This window comes from Niallia sp. FSL W8-0954, from assembly GCF_038005605.1.
Lineage (GTDB): Bacteria > Bacillota > Bacilli > Bacillales > Cytobacillaceae > Niallia > Niallia circulans_A.
Map to the genome: position 1 here is coordinate 3454869 of NZ_JBBOTN010000001.1, position 15914 is coordinate 3470782.

Genomic DNA, 15914 nt, shown 5'->3' on the forward strand with positions numbered 1-15914 from the left:
TGTGCCCTATTTCTCTACAAAATTCCCAGGAATATATAGAACTTGCCCCTCATATATATCTTGATTTGCTTCCATGCGATTTTCTTTTAACAATGCATGGATATTTACATTGTATCGGTCACTTAATTTTTCTAATGTATCGCCTTGCTGTACAATACAAACTTTCACTTTTGTATGCTTCTCTTCTTCTTTTCTAGCAAAAAATTCTGTAAAAGTAAGAGACTTTGTCTTATTAAAAAGGCCTTTCTTCTTTTTAGGCTCCTCATTAGGAGAAGAAGATGATTCTTCTAGTTCTTCTTCTTCCATAACAACCTCTTCTTGCTTTGCTTCAGAGGAGGACTCGTGATCCGGTTTCTGGAAAACTTCTTCTGCAGTAAATACTTTTTCTTCACTACGTAATATGGAAACTTTCATCTCTGGTTCTGCAGGAGCAGCCTCCTCCTCTTTTCTAACTTCCTCAGAAAAATAAGGGATCTTTGTATGTTCGTTTGTGCTCCATTCATCATCCTCTTCTGGAGTCTTTCTAACCTCTAGTTCGAAGGAAGAATATAAGTCATCCTCTGTTTCCTTCTCTTCACGTAATTCCTCTAGTAAGGGACTAACATTTTGAAATGGACTAACGGCAATTTCAACAGGTTCTTCTATGGAATCAGTTAAAACCTCCTCTTCTTCCTTCGAATGATCCCGTATTAGTTCCACTACTTCTTCCTCTTCTTGCGTATGCCGTGCTACTTCCAATTCTTCTTCCCTTTCCTCTTCCGCTATATCCTCCTCCACTTCTTCTGAAGCCAAGCCAGAAATAGTTAAATCAGCCGTTAAATTTAAGCAGCTTCTTTCGGGAAAAACATAATCAAAAGTATCAATCTCGATTTCCACATCATCAAGACTTGTCACTCTTTCAAGAGGAATCGTAATATCGACAGGGAAATGGTGTAAAAATTCACATACCCCTTCCTCTCTCTCCATAACAGAATGCACTAATTTAGGAGCTTTAAAAACCTCCTCCTCTTCTTGTTCCCCTTCATTGTAGCGCTTGTATTCACCACTAAGCTCTAAAGAGCCTTGAATGATAATATACTGATCGTTCTCTTGGATTGTTATATTGGGATCAAGTGAAATGGAAAGCAGATCTGCTACTTCCTGTCCTTTTTGAAACCAGACGGACTCTTCCAACGAAAACCGTAAAATAGACGAATTTTCTTGAGACAAAGCGACTCCTCCTCTCATTCCTTTCACGTGTATATCACTATTGTCTTTAAAAACTTATGATTATCTGTAACACTTTATGAATATTTCTTTTATTTGTTTAGCTAAGAAAGAATCGAACTTTAACAAAAATCTAATTTTTCTGAATTTATACACCAAATTGTTAAAACTATTTATAATTCTAGCCGTTTTTTCCTATTAGGGTCCGATATAATAAAAGAAGATTTTGTAAGTTAACAAAATTACTTAAATTGGAAACGCAGAAATTCTGCATTTTATGAAAGAGGAGGTTTTATGATGGCTTTTTCTGTGTTAATGTATCACGAAATAAGAAAAGAGGAAGATTTTCAAGCAGCAGAACAACATCCCATTGATGTCAAACAAGCATATAAGGATTTCTTGCCCTCTCCCCTTTTCATTACACTAGAAAAATTTGAACAACAAATGGAGTATTTGTTTCACAATGGTTTCCACACTTTATCTTTAGAGGAAGTAAAGGCATATTATGAAAGAGGCAATCCCTTACCGGAAAAATCAATATTACTTACTTTTGATGACTGCTTTCAATCCATCAAAGAATATGCATACCCGATTCTCAAAAAATATCAATTTCACGCAACAGCATTTGTGGTAACAGGATGGCTGCATGATAATAAACGTATATTTGTAAAAGATAAATCTGTATGTTTATCTGCAAGGGACCTAGAGGAAATGAAAGACGTATTTGAATATGCTAACCATACACATCATATGCATATACGTACAAGTGAGTCAGAAAGTCTATTAATGACATCTCGTAAAGAAACCTTTGCCAAAGATCTAGATGAATGCAACAATCATATTCTAATCAACCATAAAAATGTATTTGCCTATCCATTTGGCCTATTTAACGAATCCAATGTACTCACTTTAAAAGAAAAAGAATTTAAACTTGCATTCACTTGTGAAAATGGTCACAATGATATGCAGACTAATCCTCTTTTACTAAAAAGAAATGCCATTCCTTATTTAATAGACTTAGAGGCATTTAAAAAAATTATAACTATTTAGGAGAAAAATGATGAAAAAAATATGGACCCTATCCTTCATACTCGTTTTCGTTTTAGTTGCTGCTGCTTGTGGAAAGACAACAGCAACTAAAACAAATGATCAAAAAAGTAACACGACTGAAAAACCATCCGGGGAAGAACTAACGATCGGCATTTTGCCCGCAGAATCAGCAATACCGATTATTTTGGCAAAAGAAAATGGCTACTTTGATAAAGAAGGACTAAAGGTTTCCATCAAATCCTTCTCTGCTCCTACTGATCGAAATGTTGCCATCCAAGCGAATGAAGTAGACGGGACAATCGCAGATGTCATGACAGCAGCAGCTTTTATGGAGAATGGCATAAAGATGAAGATTACTTCTGATATAAGTGAAGATTTTAAAATTCTCTCCTCTCCAAACTCAGGAGTGACAGAGATGAAAGAGTTAGATGGTAAAAATGTTTCACTTGTCCCGAATTTTATCTTGGAATATATTATGGATGATTTTGCAGCGAAAGAAGACTTCACTTATAATATCGTGGAAATCCCTTCTTTTTCTGGCCGTGCGGAAGCACTTATGGCAGATAAAGTGGATGGAGTAGTTTTTACAGAACCACAGGCTAGCATGCTAGTCAGCCAAGGAGCTCACCTTTTAGGAAGCTCAACAGATGCAGGGATTAAAGGAGGAACCATTTTATTTTCAGATGAACTAATATCCTCTAAACCAGCAGATATCAAAGCTTTTTATAAAGCTTATAATAAAGCTATTGACTATATGAACAATACAAAAGCTAAGGAATATGCTGATATATTAACTAAATACCAATTTCCTGATGCTATGAGCAATTATTTATCAACAAAAGAAAGCTTTCCTTATGCCAGTGTAGTGCCAAAAAATTCCTTTGATTCGATTGTTCAATGGACAAAAGAGAAAGGGCAAATTAAAGAAAGCTATTCCTATGAAGATTTAACAGACTTTACTTTGTTGCCAAATTAAAAAGTATACTTTTTAGGAAAAACAGAATACAAGTAGACTGATTTAATTTGTTTACGAATACTATTCATAGTAGATTCTCCTTGCTGTGTATTGATTGCAGTTGATATATGCAGCATATAGGAGGATCTTCTTTATAACTAATCCCACAGGAATACTCCTATGGGGCTGCGCGAAGTACATGCTGATGTGCTCCCCCCAGCCTACTTTCTTAAGTTAAATGGAACAAATTAACGCCTTCCCTCTAAACTATATGTATCTCTCTTTACTTATAATTCCAAGGTGTCATTTTTAATTCTAGTTTATCTAATAAAATAAATAGCAATAAACCAATACATCCTAAGGCTACAATTCCTGCGAACATTTCTTCATAATTCATTTTTGTCCAGGCGCTGATAATATAGTAGCCAATTCCATATGTCGTTGCATAGTTTTCGGCAAAAAATAAGGTTGCTAAACTAATCCCTATGCTGATTCTTATCCCCGTAAATATCGCAGGTAGTATGCTTGGAAAAATTAAATAAATGAATTGCTGAAAAATAGCTGCCCGATAGCCGTTCATCACTCTGAAATAGCTTGCCGGTATTTGTAAGACACCATCTCTGACAGACAAAATGATTTGAAAAATAATAATCCAAATAATTAACATGATTTTAGACTCGTTTCCTAAACCATACAAAATCATAAATATCGGTAAAAATGCTACTTTGGGAATTGGATATATATAATATAAAAAAGGGGATAGCCATGTATTAACTCTCTTATTTTTCCCTAAAATAATTCCCATGGGAATACCTATTACCAAAGAAATAAATAATGCAATGAAAATTCTTAACAAACTGGCTCCTGAATGAAGAAGCAATATATATTTGTTGTGCCACATATAGGTAACTGTTAAAAGCGGAGATGGGATGGTGTGAGACTGGAGGAGAAAATAGACAATATACCAAAATAAACCGACACTTATAAAACCTAAGAATAGTTGATTCACGATGATTTTTTTTATAATGTTCTTCATACCTCTACCACCGCTAATCTTTTTCGGACTTCAATACAAGCCTTATAGAAGGACAGATTTTCTTTTGCTCTCTCTACTCCAAATAGGGGATTTTCGATCATCTCGATATCACCATTATCTTGTAGCAATAAAATATACTCCCCAAGAAGGACTGCCTCTTCAATATTATGCGTAACAAACAATAACGTGGTCTGCCGTTTTTCCACCTGCTCAGCAATTAACTGTTGAATTTGTTCTTTTGTCATTTCATCTAATGTAGATGTTGGTTCATCCATTAGCAACAAATCAGGTTTATTAATAAGTGTTCTTGCTAAAGCTACCCTTTGCTGCTGCCCTCCACTTAACTCCGTTGGATATTTATTCTCCATCCCACTTAATCCCACTTCTCTCATTAATGCTGTTACACTTTCCTTTATTTCCTGTTTTGTTTTTCTTTTATCTAACTTTAAAGGCATTGAAATAGAATCAAAAACTTTTAACCAAGGAAAAAGGCCTAAATCTTGAAACATAAAGCCAATATCCTTTTGTGGTTGCTGGATTTTCTTCCCATCCATTAATACTTCTCCCTCCGTTGGGCTTAAGAAACCAGCGAGAAGATGGAGAAGTGTACTTTTCCCCACTCCAGACTTACCAATTAAAGCATATGATTTGCCCTTTTCTAAATCCAAATTGATTTTATGTAAGATAGTAGTATGATCATACGTAAAACTAACGTCCTGCATCTTTATAAATGAATCCATAAAAATCCCTTCTTGTCCTATTAATAGTTGCATCATAACATACTATTTCCCTTCATAAAGTGGCAAAAAATCGACAGTTCTAGGTAATTTGAATACATAGAAAGATGGGATCAAGTAAAACAACCTAAAATCCCGATAAATTGCCATGGGGATTTTAGGCTGTTTTATTTTGCTATAACGAATAAGTTACTTTACAGTTTTATTTAAGCCTTCAACGTAGAAAAAGCTTGTTCAGCAGCACGAATCGTGTGCTCAATATCCTCATCCGTTAATGCTGTAGATAAAAACATCCCTTCAAATTGAGAAGGAGGAAGAAATACGCCTTGTTCTAACATACTATTATAAAAGGCTGCAAAGTAATCTAGATTAGATGTTTTTGCACTTTCATAATCTTTTACATCTTCATTAGTAAAGAAGAAACCAATCATAGAGCCAGCGCGATTTACTGTGAACGGAATCTCATATTTTGCAGCTGCTTCTTTTAAGCCTTCTTCTAAACGGTCCGCTTTTCGGATAAACTCTTTATACGTATCTTTTGTTAATTGCGATATTGTTTCAAAACCTGCTGTCATTGCAAGTGGATTACCAGATAAGGTACCAGCTTGGTATATTGGTCCGCTTGGCGCAATTTGGTTCATAATTTCCGCTTTTCCACCATATGCACCAACAGGTAATCCTCCACCAATTACTTTTCCGAGACAAGTTATATCAGGTGTAATGCCAAAATAGCCTTGCGCGCATCCGTAGTCCACACGAAATCCTGTCATGACTTCATCAAAAATAAGTAAAGCACCATATTCTGTTGTCACATCACGCAAACCTTGCAGGAACCCTGGCTTCGGAGGAACAACTCCCATATTTCCCGCAACCGGCTCCGCAATAATAGCTGCAATGTCTTCGCCATACATAGAAAAGGCGTATTTTACGCTCTCTAAATCATTATAAGCAACCGTAATCGTATTTGCTGCAACGCTTTCAGGCACTCCAGGACTATCTGGTAAACCAAGTGTCGCTACCCCAGATCCTGCTTTAATAAGCAAGGAATCGCCATGACCATGATAACAACCTTCAAACTTCAGAATTTTATTTCTCCCCGTATAGCCTCGAGCTAAACGGATTGCACTCATTGTAGCCTCTGTGCCAGAAGAAACCATCCGAACGATTTCGATACTAGGCACTCGTTCTTTTACAAGGGCAGCAAGTTCGTTTTCAATTAACGTTGGTGCTCCAAAACTAGTTCCTTTTTCAGCAACTTTTTTAATACCCTCGACTACTCGATCATCAGCATGTCCTAAAATAAGCGGCCCCCATGATAAAACATAGTCAATATATTCATTGCCATCAATATCGTAGATTTTAGAGCCTTTCCCTGCCTCCATAAACACTGGGTTTCTTTTAACAGATTTAAAAGCACGGACAGGGCTATTTACCCCTCCTGGCATTAATTCTACTGCTTCTTTATATGCAGCTTCTGATTTTTGATAGGAACGCATTTATCTTTCCTCCTTTATTGTTCTTTTAACATACGTGCAACATCTTTAGCAAAATACGTAATAATTAAATCTGCTCCAGCACGTTTCATACTAATCATTGTTTCCATTATAATTCTATCTTCCTCAATCCAGCCATTTTGTGCCGCAGCTTTTACCATGCTGTATTCTCCACTTACATTATAGGTAACAATCGGCAGATTCCATTCATTTTTCATATCACGAACAATATCTAAATAAGGAAGACCTGGCTTAACAATAAGAAAATCTGCTCCTTCTGCTACATCACTTTCAGCTTCTCTAAATGCTTCCAGACGATTAGCGGGATCCATTTGATAGGCTTTGCGATCTCCAAATTGTGGAGTACTATCAGCAGCTTCACGGAATGGACCATAAAAGGCAGAAGCGTATTTTACAGCATAACTCATAATTGGTATATCAATGAATCCAGCTTCATCTAACCCTTTTCTAATCGCAGCTACAAAGCCATCCATCATATTAGAAGGGGCAATAATATCCGCTCCAGCTTCTGCTTGGCTTACTGCAGCCTTCACAAGTAATTCTAATGATTCATCATTAAGCACTCTTCCAGCTTCAATTACTCCACAATGTCCGTGGCTAGTATATTCACATAAGCATGTATCTGCAACGACAATCATTTCCGGATAGTTAGCTTTAATGTATTTGATACCTTCCTGAACAATACCATGATCATGAAATGCTTGCGTTCCACATTCGTCTTTTTCCTTTGGAATACCGAATAATAACACAGATTTGATTCCAAGCTCTTGAACCTCATCCATCTCTTCCTTCAATCGATCAATGGAAAACTGATAAATACCAGGCATAGAGGAAATTTCAGTTTTACTATTTTCTTCTTCTGTAATAAAAATCGGATAAATTAAATCATCCAGATGTACATATGTTTCTTTCACTAATGCTCTCATATTGGCAGATTGTCTTAATCTGCGATGACGTTTAAATTCAACCATGTTCTTACCCCCAACTTAATTTGTTAAATACTGCACTAAATGTTCCAGAATACTATCTGTTGTATATGGTTTTGCTGTGATTGTTACATGCATTCCATAGCTGTGCAAGGTTTCTGTTGTGATTGGTCCAATACTAATCACGATACACCTTTCCACCCTATCAATCAATTGATGTTTTTGGATGATTTGCATAAAATGATGGGCGGTGGAGGAGCTGGTAAACAGTAATACCTCTATATCATTTTCCTTTACTTCATTAACAAGCAATTCTTCACTTTCTAGCGGGAAATACGTTTCATACAATATAGCTTCATCTACTTGTAAACAGGCTTTCTTTAATTGCTCTGCTAGAAATTCTCTTGATCTGTTTCCTTTTATAATTAGAATTCTCTGTTGTTTTTCCAAAATGGCTGCAAACTCTTTGGCAAACTGTTCAGCAACAAAATCTGTCGGCATAAAATCAGCTTGATACCCATATCCCGCAATAGCAGCTGTTGTCTTTTCGCCAATAACAGCAATTGGAGCTACAAGGGTTAATTCTAATCTGTTCATTTCTTTAAAAAAAGCATCTACTCCATTACGGCTCGTAAAGACAAGCCAATCATATGCTTTATTTTTTAAAGAAGCAATTACTCCATCTGGAAGTTGTTTTTCTCGAAACGCGATTAAAGGCACTTCAACCGGAATACCGCCTAGATCAATAATCTGCTTTGATAACACACTCGCTTGTTTTTTTGATCGAGGGACGAGAATTTTTTTTCCAAGAAGCAGATTAGCCATCGATAACATTCTCCTCTTTCAACCGATCAATTAAGGCCTTCGCACCTTTGTCTGTTAAAATGGCTGCTGCTTGCTCCCCTACTTCTACTGGGTTTTTTCCCGATACTTCTTCCTTGTATATCTGTTTGCCATCAGGTGAAATAACTAATGCTGTTAATGACACTTCATCTTTTTCTACTTGTGCAAACCCTGCAATCGGAACTTGGCAGCCGCCTTCCATACGCTGTAAAAAGGCTCTTTCTGCATAAACAGTACGCGTCGTATCTTGGTTGGACAGCTTGCTTAAAAGTTCCAATACCTCTTTATCATCTTCGCGGCATTCAATAGCAAGGGCACCTTGGCCAACTGCCGGTAAGCATACTTCAGGCTCTAGAAACTCTGTCACTACATCGCTTGTCCATCCCATTCTCGCTAACCCAGCAGCAGCTAATATGATGGCATCATATTCTTCTGTTTCTAGCTTATTTAGACGGGTGTCTATATTTCCGCGAATCCATTTGATTTCAAGATCAGGACGAACTGCAAGTAATTGAGCACCTCTTCGCAAGCTGCTTGTCCCAATGACTGCCCCTTCTCTTAAATCTTTTAAAGGAATATGATTTTTACTAATCAAAGCATCTCGATAATCCTCACGCTCAGGAATACAGCCAATGGTTAATCCTTTTGGAAGCTCAGCCGGCATATCTTTCATACTGTGAACAGCAATATCAATTTCCTTATCCAGCATACTTTGCTCGATTTCTTTTACAAATAGCCCCTTTCCTCCAACCTTGGATAAAGTGACATCGAGCACAACATCTCCCTTGGTAACCACTTCTTTCACTTCAAATTCAAAAGAAGAATCTAATTTCTTCAGCTGATTAATTACCCAATTTGTCTGAGTAATAGCAAGCTTACTTTTCCTCGAACCAACAATTATTTTACGCATAAAAAGTACCTCCAACATATTTCCGTTATGTAGTCTTCCTTTTAATAATGAAAGGTGGAAAAATTACCTACTAACAAGAAATTAATTAACATAATTAAAAAACTAGCAATATTTAAGAGGGCAATATTTTTCCCCCTCATTTTTCGAGAAACTCGTAAGTACAAAAAGCTGCTATATACGAGTAACACAATAAAGGAGCTGATAATTTTCGGATCATACCAGAGAAAATCAGGTTTTTGAATAATGGCCCATTGCACCCCAAGAATTAAGCCAATTAATAATAATGGTACACCAAACACGCTTAATAAGTAAGATATATGTTCTAGTTTGGCTAAATCGGCGATCCGCATTACCCTCCTTCCCCATTTTTTCTGTTTCAATAAATCATATTGTATACAATAAAGGACAGAAAGAATAAAAGAGATCGTAAACATTCCATAGGCTAAAAGGGCCGCTGTCACATGAATGAACAGTAACTCAGAAACAACCTGTTCCACATGAATTCTGGCAGAATCTCGTGCAGGAGCAAAAGTATGTATTGCCATAACAATAAATCCGACTACATTTGTAAAAAATACAATAAAATCAATTTCCAGCCACTTATTTATTACCAAAGAAAAGGTTACCAATACCCAAGAATAAAAGTATAATCCTTCCATAATTGTGAGAATCGGAAACCTATTCATCTCCACTATATAGATAATTAAGAAAGATGATTGTAATATCCAGACAAATAAAAGTAACCAGAAAGCGACTCGATTTGCTCTCTGGTTATTATGCATAAAATCAAAAAAATATAATAGCACAGATAACGCATAAAGAATAATCGTGAATTCATGGAGTCTAGTCATAAATATATCCTGCATCAGCGCTTCCCCTTTGAACATAAAAGATCATAATACCAAGTTTTTCAACTTAATATAACTCTTATTTCTATAACCCCATCTATATTTTAACCTAAGAAAAGGAAAGTGAAACTACGACCCGAAAAGTTTATTATCGGATGACAAAGAAAGAAATCAAGAGCTCATTCACATTAGGCAGTAATTAAAACATTATCTCAATCATACTTGAATAGACGGCTGTGCAATTGGAGAAAATGCTTCTTTCTCTTCTTTCTTTCCTATATCGCTCGCTTCTTTCGGTGCATCGGCTTCTAAATTGAAGATTTTCATAAAAAGCTGCATTGATTGATCTGCATTCGGTTGAGCCGCTAATTCCTTCGCTTGAAGAATTGGATCTTTTAACATTTGATTCACAATACTCTTCGTATGCTTATTTAAAATCTTTCTTTCTCTTTCAGTAAGGTTAGGAAGTTTTCGATCTAGACTTTTCATTGTTTCACTTTGAATAGCAAGTGCCTTTTCGCGAAGAGCAGAAATGACTGGCACCACACCTAATAAGTGAAGCCATTGATTAAACTCGATAATTTCTGCCTCTATCATGATCATAATCTTTTCTGCTACTTTTTGTCGTTCTTGCAGATTCGCTTCTACAATTCCTTCTAAATCGTCAATATCATAAAGAAATACGCTATCTAATTCCGCGATTTCAGGATCTAAATCTCTTGGCACAGCAATATCAACCATGAATAGTGGATTCCCTTTACGAATTTTCTCCACGCCCTTCATCATTGCCTTTGTAATGACAAATGCATTAGACCCTGTTGAACTAATCACAATATCTGCATCTATTAAAGCACATTGTAGTTCATTCATCGGTTTGGCTTGACCTTCGAAACGATGCGCAAGTACTTCTGCTTTTTCAAATGTGCGATTTATCACAGTTACGTTTTTTGCTCCATTGCTATACAGATTCTGAATAGCAAGCTCGCCCATCTTTCCTGCACCTAATATAAGGACATTCTTATTTAGCAAGGTACCAAATATTTTTTTCGCCAATTCTACCGCAGCATAACTTACAGATACAGCGTTCGCACCGATATCTGTTTCTGTATGTGCTTTTTTCGCAAAGGTAATAGCTTGCTTAAATAATTGATTAAACACCGATCCAGTCGATTTAATGGATTGCGCTGTTAAGAAGCTAGTTCGTATCTGCCCTAAAATCTGTGTTTCTCCAACCACCATGGAATTTAAGCCACATGTCACTTGGAATAAGTGGTTTAATGCACCATCTTGTTCATACACAAATAAATAAGGAACAAACTCTTCTTGTTCCAATTGAAACCACTCTGCTAAAAATTGTTTAATATAATAGCGACCAGTATGAAGCTGATCTACTACTGCATATATTTCCGTACGATTACATGTTGAAATAATCACATTTTCTAAAATGCTTTTTTTATGTTGTAATTGATTCATAGCTTCCCCTATTTGCTCTGAATCAAATGTTAAACGTTCACGAATTTCTACTGGGGCCGTTTTAAAATTTAGTCCGACAGCTACTATATGCATTTCTTTGTGACACCCCCAAAGTAAGTTATACCTAATTATTCCTATTGAATTTTTTTAAACCTTTTATATAAACGGATTAAATTATAATAATTATTAACATGTAGTTATTATAACAAAATCATTTCAAAAATGGGTAACAATTTGCCTATTAATTGTGAACAAATTGTGAATTCATATGGTAAGATATAGTATTGATAATAGAAAAAGAATTATACTTACGTTATTTACTATAATAGTTTGTACTTCTTTTGCAAAATTATCGTTATTTTATTCGTTTTTTTGTACAATATTGCACTTTACTCATTGTACAGTAACAAAAATCTTCTATGTATTCAAGCTTAGTTTTTTGGAAGTGGAGGAAATAATGAAAACACAAAAATGGTTCTCTGGTATCGTATTAATCGGTTTTGGATTTTATTTTATCTTAAAGGAATTTGATATTACTATTCTACCCAATCTGTACACTTGGCCAACCCTATTAATTATCATTGGGATTGCTTTTCTTTTTCAAGGTTATGGAGGAAAGGATTATGGCGTTATTTTGCCAGGTGTGATTTTAACTGGCTTTGGTTTACACTTTCACTTAGTAAATAAACTTGCTATTTGGCCTGATCATACGGGCACTTTTATTCTAATTATCGCTCTTGGCTTTATTCTTCAAAATCAAAAAACAGGGCAAGGCTTATTAAACGGTCTTCTTTTTCTTTTGTTAGCTGTTCTTTTGCTTTTCTATCAAGAAATTCTTGGTTCGCTAACATTCTTAAAAATAAGTCCTCATACGTTAAATAATTTAATACCTATTTTATTCATTATCTTGGGGGGATATTATTTAGTTTCGAAAAAGAGGAAATAATGATGTTCGTACATAATACATGAGAATAACTCACAAGCATGATTCCTGTTCGCTTTCCGCGGGTTGGACGTCTTTTTAGGCTTGCTATTCAGGATATTATTTCATTTATAAACAAATATAAAAAAACGACTCACTTTTCAACCTAGCTAGCTGATGTGAGTCGCTTTTTTTATTTATTAGCTAAATGCTCTAGTAATGACCAAACTTTATCTTTTCCTTCTCCAGTTTCAGATGAGAATAGGATAAGGTAATCATCTGCACTTAGTCCTAATGTTTCTTTTGTAACTTTTAAATGTTTTTGCCATTGAGATTTGGATATTTTATCGGCTTTTGTCGCAATAACCACACATGGAATCCCATAATACTTTAAAAAGTCGTACATTAAAATATCATCAGCAGTTGGCGGATGGCGAAGATCCGTAATTAAAACTACTGCTTTTAATTGTTCTCTAGAGGTGAAATACGTTTCCAGCATTTTCCCCCATGCTTCTCGTTCCTTTTTCGAAACCTTTGCATATCCATAACCAGGTACATCTACAAAGTGCATGATTTCATTAATTAAGTAAAAATTTAATGTTTGTGTTTTCCCTGGCTTCGAGGAAATGCGAGCTAATGCTTTTCGCCCAAGCATGCGATTAATGAAGGAAGATTTACCAACATTCGATCTACCCGCTAAAGCAAACTCTGGCAGATTTCCTTCAGGATATTGGTTTGGTTTTACGGCACTAATTACTATTTCTGCTTGATTTACTTTCAAAGATTTACACTTCCGTTCAACGCGTGTTTTAATACTTCATCTACATGTGAAACAAGGATAAAGTCTAGTTCTTCTCTTACACTTTCAGGAACATCATCGATATCCTTCGCATTATCTTTCGGGATAATAATTGTCTTTAACCCAGCACGGTGAGCACCAAGAGATTTTTCCTTTAATCCTCCAATTGGAAGAACACGCCCTCTCAATGTTACTTCTCCCGTCATTCCAACCTCTTTCTTGATTGGCTTTCCAGAAAGAGCAGAAACAAGTGCGGTTACCATGGTGATTCCTGCTGATGGGCCATCCTTTGGTACAGCACCTTCTGGAACATGAATATGAATATCATATTTCTCATGGAAATTCGCATCAATGCCCAGCTCTTCCGATTTAGAACGTATATAGCTGAATGCCGCTTGGGCAGATTCCTTCATTACATCCCCTAATTTTCCCGTTAAGACTAATTTACCTTTTCCAGGCGCCAAGGATACTTCAATTTGCAAAGTATCACCACCAACTGTAGTATAGGCAAGACCAGTTGCTACGCCAACTTGATCCTCTTCCTCAGCTTGACCATAATGAAAAATTGGCTTACCAAGGAAATCCTCTACATTTTTAGCTGTGATAACGACTTTTTTCTTCTCAGCTGTTACAATCATTCTTGCTGTTTTGCGGCAAATTGTAGCTAATTGCCTTTCTAAAGTACGAACTCCTGCTTCTCTAGTATAGAGACGAACAATTTTTTGGAGTCCGTCTTCTCTAATTTGGAGCTGTGCTTTCGATAATCCATGCTCTTTAATTTGTTTAGGCAATAGATGATCTTTCGCAATATGAATTTTCTCGATTTCTGTATATCCAGCTATCGAGATAATTTCCATTCTATCACGTAATGGACCAGGAATGGTAGCTAAATTATTAGCTGTTGCGATAAACATAACTTTCGATAAATCATAAGTTTCTTCAATATAATGATCACTGAAGTTGTGGTTTTGTTCTGGATCAAGTACTTCTAGCATGGCTGATGAAGGATCGCCTCGGAAATCATTAGACATTTTATCAATCTCATCTAATAAAAATACCGGATTAATGGTTTCTGCCTTTTTCATTCCTTGAATGATTCTTCCTGGCATCGCCCCAACGTAAGTTCGTCTATGACCTCTAATTTCTGATTCATCACGCACACCACCTAAAGAGATGCGGACAAAATTACGGTTTAAGGAGCGAGCTATAGAACGAGCAAGACTGGTTTTCCCCACTCCAGGAGGTCCAGCAAGACAAAGAATAGGGCCTTTCAAAGAATTTGTCAGCTTTTGTACAGCTAAATACTCCAATACCCTTTCTTTTACCTTTTCTAGTCCATGGTGATCATCATTAAGGATTTTTTCTGCCTTAATAAGATCCAAATCATCTTCTGTTGCATTGGTCCATGGTAATGCCAAGAGCCAGTCAATATAATTGCGGATGACAGAACTTTCTGCAGAGGTAGAAGGAATTTTTTCATAGCGATCTAATTCCTTTAATGCTGTTACCTTTACATGGTCTGGCATGCCCGCCTCTTCAATTTTTTCAAGCAGTGTACTTACTTCGCCAGTTTTGCCATCCTTGTCACCTAATTCTTTTTGAATGGCTTTCATTTGTTCGCGTAAATAATATTCCTTTTGTGTTCTTTCCATTGATTTCTTTACGCGCTGACCTATTTTCTTCTCGAGGTTTAACACCTCTTTTTCATTTTGAATAATGTCGATAACATAATTCATTCTCTGCTTATTATTTAAAGTTTCTAAAATTTGCTGTTTTTCTTTTAATTTAATTGGTAGATGGGAAGCAATAATATCGGCCATTCTGCCCGGCTCTTCCATATCGGAAACAGCTGCATATGTTTCATGCGATATTTTTTTAGAAATTTTTATGTATTGCTCAAAATATTGAAGCATTGTTCTCATTAATGCCTCATCTTCTACGTCTTTGGTAGTTTCTTCTTCAAACAAACGTAGTCTTGCAGCAAAATAACCATCTTCCTCCATCAATTCTTCTAATTCTGCTCTTTGTACCCCTTCAACAAGAACTCTAATTGTTCCATTTGGCAGCTTTAACATTTGCTTCACTTTTGTTAAAGTTCCCATTTTATATAGATCCTCTTCTTCAGGTTCATCTATATCCATATCTTTTTGCATTGTAAGAAAAATTAAATGGTCTTCTACCATTGCTTTTTCGAGAGCTTGCACTGACTTATCACGACCAACATCTAAATGAAGCACCATCGTTGGATAAACCAGTAAACCCCGAAGCGGCAGGAGGGGGACTATTGTTTTTTTATTTTCCTCCATCACGTTGCACCTCCAGCTTTAAAAATCTCTTTCCTTATATCGCCTATTTCTAATCATTATTTACCACATAGGCTCCCTTTGCATTCTAATGCTTTGTACAATTCTATCTTATTTATGAAAATGTGTCTATTAACTAGGGTTATTAGACAAGCCGTAAAAATAGAACTACTTTTCGCCTTCGTTTTTTTGCTAATCCTTATTAAAATAGCTCATTAAAGAAAGCAGAAAGATAAAAAGAAAAGATTGCAATTAAAAACAAGCCTTCCTTATTTAAAATGGCTTATTTAGACGATTTCCATTCAAGAAAAAAGACTGTTTATGCTAACACATATATATTCAATTATATAATAATAATTGGATTTAAGAAAATATAGCCTTATTTTAAAAGG

The 15914-nt window shown here is 35.8% G+C and carries 14 protein-coding genes; 3 read left to right on the plus strand and 11 right to left on the minus strand.

Going from position 1 to position 15914, the window contains the following annotated elements; genetic code table 11:
- Nucleotides 1-6: 6 nt before the first annotated feature.
- Complete coding sequence (gene spoVID, locus NX902_RS17140; RefSeq protein ID WP_235850298.1) at nt 7-1209, minus strand: stage VI sporulation protein D; 1203 nt, start codon at nt 1207-1209, stop codon at nt 7-9.
- 294 nt (nt 1210-1503) lie between these two features.
- Between spoVID and NX902_RS17145 the strand changes: the two genes are divergently transcribed.
- Together NX902_RS17145 and NX902_RS17150 are read left to right on the plus strand one after the other, a co-directional pair.
- A complete protein-coding gene (locus tag NX902_RS17145; protein WP_095331547.1) occupies nt 1504-2256 on the plus strand; it encodes a polysaccharide deacetylase family protein in 753 nt (250 codons plus the stop codon).
- 10 nt (nt 2257-2266) lie between these two features.
- Nucleotides 2267-3232 carry an ABC transporter substrate-binding protein gene (locus NX902_RS17150; RefSeq protein WP_123260781.1) on the plus strand — a complete coding sequence of 322 codons (966 nt, stop codon included), beginning with the start codon at nt 2267-2269 and terminating at the stop codon, nt 3230-3232.
- A 262-nt stretch (nt 3233-3494) separates the two neighbouring features.
- On the opposite strand, the gene NX902_RS17155 is transcribed toward NX902_RS17150, so the two are convergent.
- The 8 genes from NX902_RS17155 to hemA all read right to left on the minus strand — a co-directional run bounded on the left by NX902_RS17155 (nt 3495) and on the right by hemA (nt 11591).
- On the minus strand, nt 3495-4247 hold the full coding sequence (locus NX902_RS17155) for an ABC transporter permease (protein WP_286167699.1): 753 nt from the start codon (nt 4245-4247) through the stop codon (nt 3495-3497).
- Nucleotides 4244-4987: an ABC transporter ATP-binding protein gene (locus NX902_RS17160; protein ID WP_341123067.1), complete on the minus strand. Its 744-nt coding sequence runs from the start codon at nt 4985-4987 to the stop codon at nt 4244-4246. Before NX902_RS17160 ends, NX902_RS17155 begins: the two co-directional genes overlap by 4 nt.
- 203 nt (nt 4988-5190) lie before the next feature.
- Nucleotides 5191-6480, minus strand: coding sequence for a glutamate-1-semialdehyde 2,1-aminomutase (gene hemL, locus NX902_RS17165; RefSeq protein ID WP_095331543.1), 1290 nt, complete (start codon nt 6478-6480; stop codon nt 5191-5193).
- Nucleotides 6481-6494: 14 nt separating this feature from the next.
- The gene (gene hemB / locus NX902_RS17170) at nt 6495-7469 is read right to left on the minus strand and encodes a porphobilinogen synthase (protein ID WP_095331541.1); all 975 of its coding nucleotides are present in this window, start codon (nt 7467-7469) and stop codon (nt 6495-6497) included.
- A 15-nt stretch (nt 7470-7484) separates the two neighbouring features.
- Entirely contained in the window at nt 7485-8249 is a 765-nt protein-coding gene (locus NX902_RS17175; RefSeq protein WP_163185441.1) for a uroporphyrinogen-III synthase, read from the minus strand.
- Nucleotides 8242-9177, minus strand: coding sequence for a hydroxymethylbilane synthase (hemC, locus tag NX902_RS17180; protein ID WP_095331537.1), 936 nt, complete (start codon nt 9175-9177; stop codon nt 8242-8244). Before hemC ends, NX902_RS17175 begins: the two co-directional genes overlap by 8 nt.
- Before the next feature lie 41 nt (nt 9178-9218).
- Entirely contained in the window at nt 9219-10043 is an 825-nt protein-coding gene (locus tag NX902_RS17185; protein ID WP_095331535.1) for a cytochrome C assembly family protein, read from the minus strand.
- Between the two features lie 198 nt (nt 10044-10241).
- The gene (gene hemA / locus NX902_RS17190; RefSeq protein ID WP_095331533.1) at nt 10242-11591 is read right to left on the minus strand and encodes a glutamyl-tRNA reductase; all 1350 of its coding nucleotides are present in this window, start codon (nt 11589-11591) and stop codon (nt 10242-10244) included.
- A gap of 364 nt (nt 11592-11955) precedes the next feature.
- Here hemA and NX902_RS17195 point away from each other — a divergent pair, with 364 nt between their 5' ends.
- A complete protein-coding gene (locus NX902_RS17195; protein ID WP_095331532.1) occupies nt 11956-12444 on the plus strand; it encodes a LiaI-LiaF-like domain-containing protein in 489 nt (162 codons plus the stop codon).
- Nucleotides 12445-12613: 169 nt separating this feature from the next.
- Here NX902_RS17195 and yihA read toward each other — a convergent pair whose 3' ends face one another.
- Entirely contained in the window at nt 12614-13201 is a 588-nt protein-coding gene (gene yihA / locus NX902_RS17200) for a ribosome biogenesis GTP-binding protein YihA/YsxC (RefSeq protein WP_341160868.1), read from the minus strand.
- The gene (gene lon / locus NX902_RS17205; protein WP_095331530.1) at nt 13198-15525 is read right to left on the minus strand and encodes an endopeptidase La; all 2328 of its coding nucleotides are present in this window, start codon (nt 15523-15525) and stop codon (nt 13198-13200) included. The genes yihA and lon overlap by 4 nt, the downstream gene beginning before the upstream one ends.
- Between the last annotated feature and the right edge of the window lie 389 nt (nt 15526-15914).

Excerpts from the sequence above, each read along its gene's own strand:
- NX902_RS17175 (WP_163185441.1), bottom strand. The coding sequence starts at position 8,249 with ATGGCTAATCTGCTTCTTGGAAAAAAAATTCTCGTCCCTCGATCAAAA.
- NX902_RS17155 (WP_286167699.1), bottom strand. The coding sequence starts at position 4,247 with ATGAAGAACATTATAAAAAAAATCATCGTGAATCAACTATTCTTAGGT.
- hemB (WP_095331541.1), bottom strand. The coding sequence starts at position 7,469 with ATGGTTGAATTTAAACGTCATCGCAGATTAAGACAATCTGCCAATATG.
- NX902_RS17185 (WP_095331535.1), bottom strand. The coding sequence starts at position 10,043 with ATGCAGGATATATTTATGACTAGACTCCATGAATTCACGATTATTCTT.
- lon (WP_095331530.1), bottom strand. The coding sequence starts at position 15,525 with ATGGAGGAAAATAAAAAAACAATAGTCCCCCTCCTGCCGCTTCGGGGT.
- NX902_RS17150 (WP_123260781.1), top strand. The coding sequence starts at position 2,267 with ATGAAAAAAATATGGACCCTATCCTTCATACTCGTTTTCGTTTTAGTT.
- NX902_RS17195 (WP_095331532.1), top strand. The coding sequence starts at position 11,956 with ATGAAAACACAAAAATGGTTCTCTGGTATCGTATTAATCGGTTTTGGA.
- NX902_RS17160 (WP_341123067.1), bottom strand. The coding sequence starts at position 4,987 with ATGGATTCATTTATAAAGATGCAGGACGTTAGTTTTACGTATGATCAT.
- hemC (WP_095331537.1), bottom strand. The coding sequence starts at position 9,177 with ATGCGTAAAATAATTGTTGGTTCGAGGAAAAGTAAGCTTGCTATTACT.
- hemL (WP_095331543.1), bottom strand. The coding sequence starts at position 6,480 with ATGCGTTCCTATCAAAAATCAGAAGCTGCATATAAAGAAGCAGTAGAA.
- hemA (WP_095331533.1), bottom strand. The coding sequence starts at position 11,591 with ATGCATATAGTAGCTGTCGGACTAAATTTTAAAACGGCCCCAGTAGAA.
- NX902_RS17145 (WP_095331547.1), top strand. The coding sequence starts at position 1,504 with ATGGCTTTTTCTGTGTTAATGTATCACGAAATAAGAAAAGAGGAAGAT.